The organism is Pseudomonas prosekii (assembly GCF_900105155.1).
Lineage (GTDB): Bacteria > Pseudomonadota > Gammaproteobacteria > Pseudomonadales > Pseudomonadaceae > Aquipseudomonas > Aquipseudomonas prosekii.
This window is the reverse complement of record NZ_LT629762.1, coordinates 4,597,501-4,610,911: the sequence shown is the minus strand read 5'-3', so window position 1 is coordinate 4,610,911 and position 13,411 is coordinate 4,597,501. Positions and strand designations below refer to the sequence as shown.

General features: G+C 56.5%; 11 protein-coding genes and 2 rRNA genes (1 of these 13 cut by a window edge). 7 read left to right on the top strand and 6 right to left on the bottom strand.

Going from position 1 to position 13,411, the window contains the following annotated elements; all coding sequences use genetic code 11:
- Positions 1 to 39 precede the first annotated feature (39 nt).
- The 4 genes from flgA to BLU01_RS20975 all read left to right on the top strand — a co-directional run bounded on the left by flgA (position 40) and on the right by BLU01_RS20975 (position 2,655).
- Positions 40 to 801, top strand: a complete 762-nt coding sequence (gene flgA / locus BLU01_RS20990) for a flagellar basal body P-ring formation chaperone FlgA (RefSeq protein WP_092279092.1) — start codon at positions 40 to 42, stop codon at positions 799 to 801.
- 167 nt (positions 802 to 968) lie between these two features.
- Positions 969 to 1,295 carry a flagellar biosynthesis anti-sigma factor FlgM gene (gene flgM / locus BLU01_RS20985; protein ID WP_092279090.1) on the top strand — a complete coding sequence of 109 codons (327 nt, stop codon included), beginning with the start codon at positions 969 to 971 and terminating at the stop codon, positions 1,293 to 1,295.
- Positions 1,296 to 1,342: 47 nt separating this feature from the next.
- Complete coding sequence (locus BLU01_RS20980) at positions 1,343 to 1,810, top strand: flagella synthesis protein FlgN (RefSeq protein ID WP_092279088.1); 468 nt, start codon at positions 1,343 to 1,345, stop codon at positions 1,808 to 1,810.
- Positions 1,811 to 1,908: 98 nt separating this feature from the next.
- On the top strand, positions 1,909 to 2,655 hold the full coding sequence (locus tag BLU01_RS20975; RefSeq protein ID WP_092279086.1) for a flagellar brake protein: 747 nt from the start codon (positions 1,909 to 1,911) through the stop codon (positions 2,653 to 2,655).
- A gap of 67 nt (positions 2,656 to 2,722) precedes the next feature.
- Here the strand turns inward: BLU01_RS20975 and BLU01_RS20970 are convergent, their stop codons facing one another.
- The 4 genes from BLU01_RS20970 to BLU01_RS20955 form a co-directional block, all read right to left on the bottom strand.
- On the bottom strand, positions 2,723 to 4,102 hold the full coding sequence (locus BLU01_RS20970) for an MFS transporter (RefSeq protein WP_092279084.1): 1,380 nt from the start codon (positions 4,100 to 4,102) through the stop codon (positions 2,723 to 2,725).
- A gap of 69 nt (positions 4,103 to 4,171) precedes the next feature.
- Positions 4,172 to 5,413 carry a glutamine synthetase family protein gene (locus BLU01_RS20965; protein WP_178076518.1) on the bottom strand — a complete coding sequence of 414 codons (1,242 nt, stop codon included), beginning with the start codon at positions 5,411 to 5,413 and terminating at the stop codon, positions 4,172 to 4,174.
- 210 nt (positions 5,414 to 5,623) lie between these two features.
- Positions 5,624 to 6,313 (bottom strand): sensor histidine kinase, encoded by a 690-nt coding sequence (locus BLU01_RS20960; RefSeq protein ID WP_092279080.1) that lies wholly within the window; start codon positions 6,311 to 6,313, stop codon positions 5,624 to 5,626.
- Positions 6,310 to 7,914, bottom strand: coding sequence for a tetratricopeptide repeat-containing response regulator (locus tag BLU01_RS20955; protein ID WP_092279078.1), 1,605 nt, complete (start codon positions 7,912 to 7,914; stop codon positions 6,310 to 6,312). Before BLU01_RS20955 ends, BLU01_RS20960 begins: the two co-directional genes overlap by 4 nt.
- Before the next feature lie 233 nt (positions 7,915 to 8,147).
- Between BLU01_RS20955 and BLU01_RS20950 the strand changes: the two genes are divergently transcribed.
- The 3 genes from BLU01_RS20950 (at position 8,148) to BLU01_RS20940 (ending at position 10,749) form a co-directional block, all read left to right on the top strand.
- Positions 8,148 to 8,705 (top strand): lysozyme inhibitor LprI family protein, encoded by a 558-nt coding sequence (locus BLU01_RS20950; protein ID WP_092281684.1) that lies wholly within the window; start codon positions 8,148 to 8,150, stop codon positions 8,703 to 8,705.
- A 40-nt stretch (positions 8,706 to 8,745) separates the two neighbouring features.
- Positions 8,746 to 9,896, top strand: a protein-coding gene (locus BLU01_RS20945; protein WP_092271200.1) for an IS3 family transposase whose coding sequence is annotated in 2 segments (ribosomal slippage) — positions 8,746 to 8,980 and positions 8,980 to 9,896 — 1,152 coding nt in all. Because the reading frame shifts where the segments join, the coding sequence is not laid out codon by codon here.
- On the top strand, positions 9,889 to 10,749 hold the full coding sequence (locus BLU01_RS20940) for a hypothetical protein (protein ID WP_157720179.1): 861 nt from the start codon (positions 9,889 to 9,891) through the stop codon (positions 10,747 to 10,749). The genes BLU01_RS20945 and BLU01_RS20940 overlap by 8 nt, the downstream gene beginning before the upstream one ends.
- Before the next feature lie 176 nt (positions 10,750 to 10,925).
- Here BLU01_RS20940 and rrf read toward each other — a convergent pair.
- Both rrf and BLU01_RS20930 read right to left on the bottom strand, forming a co-directional pair.
- Positions 10,926 to 11,041 (bottom strand): 5S ribosomal RNA (gene rrf, locus BLU01_RS20935).
- Between the two features lie 181 nt (positions 11,042 to 11,222).
- Positions 11,223 to 13,411, bottom strand: a 23S ribosomal RNA gene (locus BLU01_RS20930) (it continues 703 nt past the right edge of the window).

The following is a 13,411-nucleotide window of genomic DNA, read 5'->3' as shown; positions in this document are numbered from 1 at the left end:
TTCATCACTAAACGGCACGGCGCTTGCTTTTTAACCCGTATGAACGAACAAACGACATTTTTCCGACGCCTGACATCAAACTACCGCAAATTGCTTTGCGTGATGTCGGCCGTTTGCCTTTTGCCCCTTGGCAGCCCTGCCGTTGCTGACGCGGTTACCTTGCCTGATATGCTTATCGGCGTGACTCAGGGGTTTCTTGAGTTCACTGTTGAAGACTATTTGGCGACCAGTCAAACCGAGGGCCGCTACGAGATCGAAGTCAAACAGCTCGATCCGCGTATGCGCATGCCCATGTGCGACAAGGAATTGACAGCGACGCTGGAGAGTCCGGCAACGCCGATTGGCCGGGTCACGGTCAAGCTGCGGTGCGAGGGCAATTCACCGTGGACGGTGTTCGTACCCGCTCAAGTACGCCTGTTTCGGGAAGTCGTCACCACCACTCGGCCTCTCAAGCGTAGCGGCATTATCGAACCTGGCGATGTTGCTTTGCGTGAGCGCGACATCAGCCTGATCAATCAGGGTTACTTCACCTCGGTTGACCAAGCGATTGGGCAGAAACTTACCCGACCAACGGTAGCCGACCAGGTCATGACCCTGGTTCACCTCGAACAGGCAGAAGTGGTGCGCAAGGGCGATCAGGTGGTGATCACCGCCCGCAGCGGTACGCTCAGCGTGCGCATGCCCGGCGAAGCGCTGTCTAATGGCGGCATGTCCCAACAAATACGGGTAAAAAATCTTAATTCGATGCGCGTGATCAAGGCGCAAGTTACCGCGCCGGGTCAGGTGGAAGTGTCCATGTGACGTCAGGGATGTCGTGAACCTATGGCGCGCCGCTTGGCGCATGCCTAAACTGTGCCCATGCAACTCAAGTGGTGGCGCGTTGCAGCTCATTGTTTAAATGGGCCTAAAGTTTTCGCAGGGAGTGCCGAAAACATGGCAAGCGTCCAAATACCCAGAGGTTTTTTGTCATGGTCATTGATTTCAGCCGTTTAAATAACGCCTCGTCACTTTCGGGCAGTACTCGTACCAACGTTGCCAAGGAAACCGCCGACGCCGGCAAATCCGCAGCGCTGAATACCCCGGCCGAACAGGCCAGTACCGTCAAAAGCGGGGAATCGGTACACCTCAGCAATGAGGCTCAACAGTTGCAGAAGGTCACTGACAAGCTGCGCGATCAACCTGCTGTCGACAACGCCCGTGTGGCCGAGTTGAAAGCAGCAATCGCCGATGGCAGCTATAAAGTCGACAGCAGCCGTGTAGCCAGCAAACTGCTCAACTTCGAAGCCCAGCGCTAGGCCTTCGCCTGCGCCGGCTTTTGGACGCTTAAAACCCAAGGCCAGCCATGCACGATACTAATTTATTGCAATTGATCACCGATGACTTTGCTCCAGCTCAACGTTTGCTGGAGTTGTTGCAAACCGAGTCCCTCGCTTTGCACGGTCGCGACATGCCACTGCTCGAAGAAATTCTGGCGCAGAAACAGGCACTGATCATTCTGCTCGAACAGCATGGCCGCAAGCGCAGCGAAATCCTCGTCAGCCTCAACCTGCCCATGACCCGCGAGGGTCTTGAGCAACTCGCCAGCCATTCGAGCATTGGCGACCAGTTGCTGGCGCAGAGCGATGTGCTGACTGATCTGCTGGCTCAATGCCAGGCGGCCAACGTCAAAAATGGCCAGTCGATCCTGATGCAGCAGGCCGCCACCGCCAATCAATTGAAGATTCTCACCGGCGGCGAACCTCCAGCGCTGTATGACGCCCGCGGCTCCACCGCCAAGCTGGCGAAGCCCCGCCCGCTCAGCCAGGCGTGAGCGCGCAAATCAGCACGCCCTATCAAGACACGAAACATGCTGGCAGAATGCTAGCCAATGCTGCTAGTAGTCATATTTTGTCTGGAGATTGATGAACCGTGTTCAATGCCTCAAGCGCGGATGATGCTCCGCAGCCACCCAAGGTGCTCACCACTCCCCTGGAAATCTCCGGCAACCTGCGCCAGCTGCAAGACAGCCATGACCCGCTGATCATCACGTTCCACGAACGTAGCCAGCGTTTCCAGAGCTATCTGGTGGACATCGATCGTGACAGCAACACAATGGCCCTGGACGAAATGATCCCGCGCGACGGTGAACGTTTCCTGTTGGCCGGCGAACCCTATCGCGTCGAAGGCTTCCACGACGGTGTGCGCATCGCCTGGGACAGCAACGGCCCGCTGACTATCAGCGAAACCGATGGCGCGCGCTGCTACCGTGGCGCATTGCCGACCGAAGTGGTTTATCACCAGCGCCGCAACGCCTTCCGCGCCGCATTGAAACTCGCACAACTGGTTAGCGTTGAGTTGGGCGGCGACAAACTCAAGTCGCCCATCAGCGGCAAGCTGCTGGACATCTCCGCGACCGGCTGCAAGTTGCGCTTCGAGGGCGATATCACCTCCAGCCTGCAACTGGGCCAGGTCTACGACCGTTTCATCGCCGCCCTGCCCTTCGGCAGCATGACTGCCCCGGTTGAATTGCGTTACCTGCATTTCGAAGAAAGAATCTCCACCACCTTCGCCGGCGTGCGCTTTCACAACATGAGCGGGCTGGTGCAACGGCAGGTCGAACGCTTCGTCTATCAGCTGCAACGCGAAGCGCGGCGCTTTGATAAAGACGATATGTAACAGTATCCCGCGCCAATAAAAACGGGCAGTCCCTTGCGGTGACTGCCCGTTTTTTTATGCGCCTATTTCAAGGCCTGGCTTCGGTGAAGCTTTGTTCGCGTCCGGCGTCCGGGTCTTCCGGCTCGTCTGTAGCGGGGTCGGATTCTGGCTGCTGTTCCGGCTCAGGCTCTGGTTCAGGCTCGACCGGGTTATGCATCTGTTCATGCACCACTTGCTCGTCGACACGTGGATCGAGTGCCGCGACCAGCGGCGAGCTCGACATGCTGTCCGGCATGGCGACGTGATGCAGTGGCGCATCGTCGACCACGTGCAGATTGGTGACCGCTTTCGGGCGAATCCGCCACACCAGCACCAACGCGAAGAAGCTGAAAAAGGCATACAGCATGTGACTGCCGAACAGCTTCATCAGCACGCCAGCGGCCAACGGCCCGATGCTCGCGCCCACGCCGTAAGTCACCAGTAACATCGCCGTCAGCGACACTCGGCGATCACCCTCGACGTGGTCATTGGAGAACGCCACGGCCAGCGGATACAAACAGAACTGCACCAGCGAACAGAGGAACCCGGCGATGAACAGCACTTCAAGCGGCACGTCAGTCATGATCGCCAGCGGCAACGCCGCCAGGGCCAGACAAAACGCAAAGCAGCGGATCAGCAGCGCCCGGTCGTAACGATCGGACAACCAGCCCAACGGCCACTGCACCACCAGACCGGCAAAAATGCAGCTACCCATGAACAGACCGACCTGCTCCGTCGACAGGCCCTGTTGCGAGGCATACAGCGGCGCGAGACCGTAGAACGAACCGACGATCAAACCGGCGCCGAGCACTGTGCTCAATGACTGCGGCACACGTTTGATAAAGAAGCGCGGCTCCATCGGCGCCGGGTGCAGCGCCGCCGGGTGAATGCGTCGGGTCAGGGCCACCGGCACCAGACACAAGGCGAAACACAGCGCGACCAGCATCAGCAGTTCCAGGCCCAACCCCGGATGCAGAACCAGGATCAGTTGGCCCAACACCAGACCCAGGTACGAAGCGATCATGTAACCGCTGAATACCAGACCGCGTTGCTTGGCCTCAGCCTGCTCGTTGAGCCAGCTCTCGATGACCATGTACTGGCACATCATGCCGAGACCGACGATCACCCGCAAAAACAGCCACGCCGGCAGCCAGTCGATCAGACCGTGGCCCAACACCGCGGCGCCGACGATCCCGGCACACGCGGCATAGGCACGAATGTGGCCGACCCGGGCAATCAGTCGGTGACCAATCTTGCCGCCCAATACCAGGCCGAAATAGTTCGCCGCCATCAACGCACCGACCCACAAACTGTCGACGTTGTCAGCGGCCAGGCGCAAGGCCAGATAGGTGCTTAAAAGGCCCGAGCCGATCAACATCATCAGCGAGGCAAAATACAGCGCTCGAAAGGATTTCCAGATTTGGCGCATCGGCGTTCCGAGCGGCTCCTTGCAGTGGATCGGGCTATCGGAAAACGATAGCCCGAAGACGACGGATCGTCAGGCCTGGGCTGCTAAAACACGCCGTTCCCAGGGAGTAATTTCATCAAAGAAGCTGGTCAACTCCATGGTCTTCGAAGCGATGTAGCCTTCGATGAACTCCTTGCCAAACAGTTCCATCGCCAATTGACTACGCTTCAGACGCTCAAGAGCGGCATGCAAGGTACATGGCAACGAAAGATTATCCGGGACGACAAATTCGCCCTGAATCGCCGCGCTCGGTTCGAGCTCGTTTTCGATGCCGTGCAGCCCCGCAGCCAGGCTCGCGGCGATCGCCAGGTACGGATTGGCATCGGCGCCAGGCAGGCGATTTTCCACGCGCCGGGCTACTGGCGAACTCGCCGGAATGCGCAAACCGGCCGCACGGTTATCTTCGGACCAGCAGGCGTTGTTCGGCGAGGCGAACGGATGGCACAAGCGCTGGTACGAATTGACGTTGGGCGCGAACAGCGCGGTGAAGTCCGCCATGCCGGCCTGCTGCCCGCCGATGAAATGCCGGAACGTCGCGGTCGGTTGGCCATGCTGGTCGCTGAACACATTACGCCCGCTGCCGATCTCGACGATGCTCTGGTGAATATGCATCGAACTGCCCGGCGTGTGCGCCAAAGGTTTGGCCATGCACACCACGGTCAAACCGTGCTTGAGCGCGACTTCTTTCAACAGGTGCTTGAACAGGAATGTCTGGTCGGCCAGCAGCAACGGATCGCCATGAAGCAAATTGATCTCGAACTGACTGACGCCCATCTCGTGCATGAACGTGTCGCGCGGCAAGCCCAGCGCGGCCATGCATTCGTAGACTTCGCTGAAGAACGGGCGCAGGCCGTTGTTGGAGCTGACACTGAACGCTGAGTGCCCTTCCTCACGACGACCGTCCAGGCCCAGCGGCGGCTGGAACGGTTGGGTCGGATCGGAATTGGGCGCGAACACGAAGAACTCAAGTTCAGTCGCCACCACCGGCGCCAAACCGCGCGCGGCGTAACGGGCGATGACCGCTTTGAGCTGGCCGCGCGTCGACAGCGCCGAGCTCTCGCCGCTCAATTCGTCGGCGTCGCAGATGGCCAACGCGCGCGGCTGGCGGCTCCAGGGCAAGCGGTGAATCTGTGCGGAGTCCGGCACCAATGCGAGGTCACCATCATCGCTGCCGTAAAACCGCGCTGGCGGATATCCGCCCATGATGCATTGCAGCAGCACGCCCCGCGCCATCTGCAACCGGCGTCCTTCGAGGAAACCCTCGGCGGTCATTACTTTGCCCCGTGGTACGCCGTTCAAATCCGGCGTAACACATTCAATCTCATCAATGCCGGTCAATCGCTGAGCGAGTGAGCGCTGGCCATCGGTTGTCATGACGCAATCCTTGTTGTTGTGCGAGCCGCGAACGGCGACCCGAACAAAATAGGCTCCGCCCGTTCGGAATATCAAGCACCGGCGAACAAAAAGGCCTGCTGCATCGTTTCAGGGTAGATAAACACTGAAGACGCCGCCGCCAAGCGGCCCGCCGTTGCTGATGCGAGTAAAACCGCCGACGCCATTGCGCTGATGCAACGCAGCAATCCGTCCGGCGAAATACAAACCGAGGCCGGTGCTACCGCTGCTGTGGTTGATGCCCTGCACGTAATCGGCCTGGCGCTCGATCATCTGCGCCGGGTAGCCTTCGCCATCGTCGTTGACCGTGATAACCAACTGACCGGCCTCGTCGCTGACCGTAATCAACAACGAATCGCGGGCAAAACGGATCGCGTTGTTGATGCTGTTGCCGAGCACGGTCGCGATCAGTTCGCGGTCGAAGAAACCCAAAGGGCTCAGCGGATCGACCTCGTAGGTGGCCATGATGCCGCGACTGGCGAACACGTCCTGATGCGCGGCCAGTTGCGCCTCGATGAAGTCGTCGAGTTCGTGGTAAGCCGGCTGCAAGGGCATCTGATTGACGCCCAACTTGTACAGCCCGAGCAGTTGCACAAGCATGCCGTTGAGGTGGGCGAATTCAAACTCGATAACGCCCTGCTCCGTACTCTGCTGCTGATCCGGCAGGCGCGCGAGCCATTGGCTGTGGGCCTGCATCAACATCGCCAGGGAGTTCTTCATGTCGTGCACGGTGGAGGCAATCACCGTGGAAAAATCGAGAGCCTGTTCAGTGTCGTTCATTCGCCAAACGCCTTGCTTCGCAGCTTCTGATAACGGGGAAAACGCGGATCGGTATCGGGCATCATGCCGACCGTTTTCAGGCAGGCGCGACACGCTTCAAGTTCTGCCGACGGCACGCTGGTGTCCGTGCCGTGCAGCAACGATTGCGCCATGTTCAGCGCGATACTGATGTTCTTCGGTTGCAGCGCCAGGGCTTTGCGGAACACGTCCCGCGCTTCCACCAGGTTGCCGGCCTTGTACACGCGCACGCCTTGGCGGTTAAGGTCAGCGGCGGCATTGCCGGCATTGAGGATAGTCGGGTCGTCGGTCAGCTTGGCGATACCTTGCATCACCGCCGGGTCGTCACCGTAAATCTCCGCGCAGTTTTTCAGCATCGACGCACCGGCATCCGCCTGACCGAGCATTTGCAGTTGCTTGGCGACGAGCAGCGCGGCGTCGGCGCTCATGAATTGCTCCATGCCTTCGATGCGCATCATCGCTTGCTCGGTGAGCTTTTCCGCGGTCTCGGCGTCGTTGAGCAGCAGGCTGGTGGCTTTCATCAGCCGCGCACGCACCTGCAGGCCGGGGTCGGAAGGATTCTCCTTGGCGACAGCGCTGAGTGTGGTGTTGATTTCCAGTCGTGTGCGCGTGTCGAGGCCCTTGTCGCTGCCCTTGCTGATCAAGGCGTGCGCGAGGCCAAGGTTGCTTTCGGCATCCTTGAAACGCGACTGCGCACCTTGCGATACCGCTTGGCGATAGGCTTTGGAGGCCGTTTCGAAATCTTCGTTGGTCATTGCCAACTTACCCAACAGCGCCTGGCGCCGAACCGCCAGTGGCGACAGGCGAATGGCTTCTTCCAGAATACGCTGGGCACCTTTGGTGTCACCTTGGGCAACCAGCACGTCGGCCATGCCGTCATACAGTGCGGGCATCATCGGAAACACTTTCAGGGCTTTTTCATACACTTCTTTAGCCTGAGTGACCTGTCCGCGCTTGAACAGCAACTTGCCCAATCCGGCGAATGCCCATGGCAGCGGCCGATCAGCAATGATGCTGTCGTAGAGGCGTTCCAGCGCTTCGTTCTGATTCAGGTCGCGCAAGGCATCGGCGCGATAACGCAGGCACAGCGGCGCATAGCGGACGTCCTGTTTGCACAGGGCGATGCAGGCATTGAGCACTTCCACCGGTTTGTTGCGATCAAGCGCTTGCAGGATCGGCTTGAGCAAGGTTTTGCGCTGCACCAATCGCTCGAGGCGTTGAGCGAGGCCGGAGCGGTTGAACGGTTTGGTCAGGTACGCGTCGGGCTCATGCTCGAGGGCGCTGAGCACCATGGCTTGGCTGGTTTCGGCGGTGACCATGACGAACACGCTTTCATGGCTGATCAGTTTCTCGATCATCAGGTCTTCGAGCACCTGTTGACCGTTCTTCTTGCCATCGCCGAGGTGAAAGTCCTGAAGGATGAAGTCATAGGACTTCTGCCCACACATCCGCAGCGCCTGTTCACCGGTATCAGCGGTGTCGACATCCTTGATGCCCAGTTCTCGCAGCATGGACCTGACGGAGCTGCGGAAATCCGAGAAATCATCGACGATCAGAAAACTCTTTTGGTGATACGACAGCATCGAAGATTTCCAGGCAATTTAAGAAGAACAACCCAAAAGCAAACATACGATTTCGCGCGCGCCCGGTGAGGGACTGGCGAACGGCTGCAGATAAAGTAGACAGCGGCCGTTCGGGTTATCGGCCAGCAGTGCCGTTCTCTTGAAGAGTTCTGCGCAGAATCATGTATTGAGAGGCTTGGTTGATGCACACTTTGCCGGGACTTACTTACTCTACGAACTCAAGGTCTTATTACGTGTACACCAAAGGACGCTGGATTTTGTCTGCCTGTGCATTGCTGTCTACTGAGCATGCGCTGGCGACTGGAATGGATTGTACAAAAGCGGCGAGCACCGTCGAAAAATCCATCTGCGCGAATACTGCGCTATACACGTTGGATACGCAGATGGGCGCGGCTTATCGGGCACTGGTCAAAGCCAGTTCCGAACAACAGGTTGAATTGCGAACAGCGCAGCGTGCGTGGCTGAAGAGTCGTGATCGTTGCGTAGAGGATGTTGCGTGTCTTGATCAGCGCTATCGCGAACGCTTGCAGGAGTTGAGGGCGCAGTGGAGTGATGCAGTTGCTTACAGGCCGGATGATGTCGACAGGTTGGCATCTGAAGATTTACGGCAGGCAATAGAAAAATCCGACCCTGAGTTTCCTTTGGAGCGGGTGTTGGACTCGCTGGCGGTCAAGGCTGGGACGACCAATTTTGCGAGCGAGGGCGCTGACGACGAATCTCATCTGCCCAAGACGGCCCCGGCGGGAGTAACTAAGGATGAATGGAAGGCTGAATCGCCCCTAGTTTCGTAGACACCTCCAAGCCTTAAAATGAGGCCCATTAGGAGGTGCCATGAGCAACCAGCGATATCCCGAAGAATTCAAAATCCAGGCGGTCAAGCAAGTGACCGAAAAGCAGCTTCCTGTCTCGGAGGTGGCTGCACGATTGGGTGTGTCCGTGCACAGCCTCTATGCCTGGGTTAAGCGCTACACCAAGCCCCAAGAACAGCGCGTTGAGGAGGATGATCAAAGCGCTGAGGTTCGTCGTCTACGTGCCGAGCTGAAACGGGTGACGGAGGAGCGAGACATCTTAAAAAAGGCCGCCGCGTACTTTGCCAAGGAGTGCGGCTGAAGTACGCCTTTATTAAGCAGCAATCGGGTCATTACGCGATTCGACGGCTTTGCCTGACGCTCAAGGTTCATCCCAGCGGCTACTACGCGTGGCTATCAGAACCAAAATCTGCGCGAGCCAAGGACGATCAGCGACTGCTTGGATTGATCAAACACTCCTGGCTGGAAAGCGGTGGCGTTTATGGCTATCGCAAGATCCATGATGACCTGCGAGAGGTTGGTGAGAGCTGTGGCCGTCACCGGGTGGCTAGGTTGATGCGCCTTGAGGGTTTACGTTCTCAGACTGGGTATCGACGGAGGCCGGGAAAATATGGCGGTAAACCAGCCGTTGCCTCACCGAACTTACTGAAGCGCCAATTCGATGTCAGAGAACCCAACAAAGTCTGGGTCACAGACATTACCTACATCCGAACATATGAAGGCTGGCTGTATTTGGCCGTGGTGCTCGATCTGTTTTCACGCCAGATCATTGGTTGGTCAATGAAGTCGCAGATGACCAGCGACGTAGCCATTGATGCACTGCTGATGGCGGTTTGGAGACGTAAGCCGAAGCAAGAGGTGATGATCCACTCAGATCAAGGCAGTCAGTACAGCAGCTCAGACTGGCGAAGCTTCTTGAAAGCTAACAACCTGGTGGCCAGCATGAGTCGTCGAGGTAACTGCCACGACAACGCTGTGGCGGAGAGCTTTTTCCAGCTGCTAAAGCGGGAACGGATCAAGCGTAAAATCTACACTACACGCCAGGATGCTCGGGATGATGTGTTCGATTACATCGAGATGTTTTACAACCCAAAACGACGCCACAGTTTCAACAATCAGCTGTCACCGGTAGAGTTTGAAAAGCGTTACGCAGCGAGCCTGGAGAGTGTCTAGAAAACCCGGGGCGATTCAGGCTTTGACTGCTTCTGAGATTACCGGGGAGTACGGAAATCGGTCATACACGTTGATGGACCTGGACGGCGATGGACTTCGCGATCTGGTGGTCGATACCTATACCGGTGGCACTGGATTGTTTGAGTACATTGAGACGTTTCGGCGCAGTGGCGATGTTTTTGTCAAGAGAGTCGCCGGGCCTGGTTCTGAAACGAGTTCTGAAACGGATTCTGAAAGCTTTCTTTTTTCGCTGAATGGTCGCGGGGCGAATCAAACCGTAACCTGGGTGAAGGTTCGGGGGCGCATTTATGCGGCTTATCAGAACAGCTATTACGGGGTTGATCATGTTTACCTGCTCAATCCATTGAAGCTGAATGGCGATGTGCCGACTATAAGTGTCAATTATCGCTATGAGCTGTCTGTGCCCAAGACTCAGAAAGATGAAGAAACCGGCGTGGTAACGACTCTGGACGCGGCGCTGCATACAGCGCTGACTCAGGCATTGAGCGAAGTCAGTAAGACTGAAGCGAAAGATGTGGGCGATCAGAGCCGTCCGTTGTGCCCTATTCCACCGACAGGTGAGGGTGACGGCGCTTATTCCTCTTATGGCACCGGGCATTACACGTTTGAAATTGTCGGTGATATGCCGATCACGCTGGGCGGCGATTGTTATATCGGCCGACTGATGGATTGGTTCGGGGGTTATAACGCCAAGGACGGACTGTATGCGCAACTTTTGATGCGCAAACCGGAGTCCGTAGATGGCGGGCGTGGTTATCAGGTTAATGGGCGACGGAGTATGACGGGGGTGACGACTGCGGTTGGGAAAGTTGAAGGCGACAATGGGATGTAGTGGGTTGGGTTGGGTTAGCTTGGGTTGGCTTGGTTCTGCGGTTTGATTTTCGGTAGGTGCAAGAAAGCCCCACCAGACGTTGTCTGAGTGGGGCTTTTTTCGTAGACGCATTTCGTGTTTGTTGCGGACAAACAAAACCCCTACCTGCATACGCAGATAGGGGTTTCGGAATTTAATCTTGACGATGACCTACTCTCACATGGGGAAACCCCACACTACCATCGGCGATGCATCGTTTCACTACTGAGTTCGGGATGGGATCAGGTGGTTCCAAGGCTCTATGGTCGTCAAGAAATTCGGGTACCGAATCGTGGCCAGATGGCCGCGCTTCAGCAAATCGGGTATGTGACAGCTTCGGTATTTGTGTGTGGCTTTGTGCACAGTCGAACTTTCGGTTCATTGCGTCTTCACACACCGCAATCTGGTGCTCTTTCGCTTTTCAGCTCGAAGCAAGCAAATTGCTTGGGTGTTATATGGTCAAGCCTCACGGGCAATTAGTATTGGTTAGCTCAACGCCTCACAGCGCTTACACACCCAACCTATCAACGTCGTAGTCTTCGACGGCCCTTCAGGGGACTCAAGGTCCCAGTGAGATCTCATCTTGAGGCTAGTTTCCCGCTTAGATGCTTTCAGCGGTTATCTATTCCGAACATAGCTACCCGGCAATGCCACTGGCGTGACAACCGGAACACCAGAGGTTCGTCCACTCCGGTCCTCTCGTACTAGGAGCAGCCCCTCTCAAATCTCAAACGTCCACGGCAGATAGGGACCGAACTGTCTCACGACGTTCTAAACCCAGCTCGCGTACCACTTTAAATGGCGAACAGCCATACCCTTGGGACCGGCTTCAGCCCCAGGATGTGATGAGCCGACATCGAGGTGCCAAACACCGCCGTCGATATGAACTCTTGGGCGGTATCAGCCTGTTATCCCCGGAGTACCTTTTATCCGTTGAGCGATGGCCCTTCCATACAGAACCACCGGATCACTAAGACCTACTTTCGTACCTGCTCGACGTGTCTGTCTCGCAGTCAAGCGCGCTTTTGCCTTTATACTCTACGACCGATTTCCGACCGGTCTGAGCGCACCTTCGTACTCCTCCGTTACTCTTTAGGAGGAGACCGCCCCAGTCAAACTACCCACCATACACTGTCCTCGATCCGGATAACGGACCTGAGTTAGAACCTCAAAGTTGCCAGGGTGGTATTTCAAGGTTGGCTCCACGCGAACTGGCGTCCACGCTTCAAAGCCTCCCACCTATCCTACACAAGCAAATTCAAAGTCCAGTGCAAAGCTATAGTAAAGGTTCACGGGGTCTTTCCGTCTAGCCGCGGATACACTGCATCTTCACAGCGATTTCAATTTCACTGAGTCTCGGGTGGAGACAGCGCCGCCATCGTTACGCCATTCGTGCAGGTCGGAACTTACCCGACAAGGAATTTCGCTACCTTAGGACCGTTATAGTTACGGCCGCCGTTTACCGGGGCTTCGATCAAGAGCTTCGCGTTAGCTAACCCCATCAATTAACCTTCCGGCACCGGGCAGGCGTCACACCCTATACGTCCACTTTCGTGTTTGCAGAGTGCTGTGTTTTTAATAAACAGTCGCAGCGGCCTGGTATCTTCGACCGGCATGAGCTTACGGAGCAAGTCCTTCACCCTCACCGGCGCACCTTCTCCCGAAGTTACGGTGCCATTTTGCCTAGTTCCTTCACCCGAGTTCTCTCAAGCGCCTTGGTATTCTCTACCCAACCACCTGTGTCGGTTTGGGGTACGGTTCCTGGTTACCTGAAGCTTAGAAGCTTTTCTTGGAAGCATGGCATCAACCACTTCGTGTTCTAAAAGAACACTCGTCATCAGCTCTCGGCCTTAGAATCCCGGATTTACCTAAGATTCCAGCCTACCACCTTAAACTTGGACAACCAACGCCAAGCTGGCCTAGCCTTCTCCGTCCCTCCATCGCAATAACCAGAAGTACAGGAATATTAACCTGTTTTCCATCGACTACGCTTTTCAGCCTCGCCTTAGGGACCGACTAACCCTGCGTCGATTAACGTTGCGCAGGAAACCTTGGTCTTTCGGCGTGGGTGTTTTTCACACCCATTGTCGTTACTCATGTCAGCATTCGCACTTCTGATACCTCCAGCAAGCTTCTCAACTCACCTTCACAGGCTTACAGAACGCTCCTCTACCGCATCACCTAAGTGATACCCGTAGCTTCGGTGTATGGTTTGAGCCCCGTTACATCTTCCGCGCAGGCCGACTCGACTAGTGAGCTATTACGCTTTCTTTAAAGGGTGGCTGCTTCTAAGCCAACCTCCTAGCTGTCTAAGCCTTCCCACATCGTTTCCCACTTAACCATAACTTTGGGACCTTAGCTGACGGTCTGGGTTGTTTCCCTTTTCACGACGGACGTTAGCACCCGCCGTGTGTCTCCCATGCTCGGCACTTGTAGGTATTCGGAGTTTGCATCGGTTTGGTAAGTCGGGATGACCCCCTAGCCGAAACAGTGCTCTACCCCCTACAGTGATACATGAGGCGCTACCTAAATAGCTTTCGAGGAGAACCAGCTATCTCCGAGCTTGATTAGCCTTTCACTCCGATCCACAGGTCATCCGCTAACTTTTCAACGGTAGTCGGTTCGGTCCTCCAGTTAGTGTTAC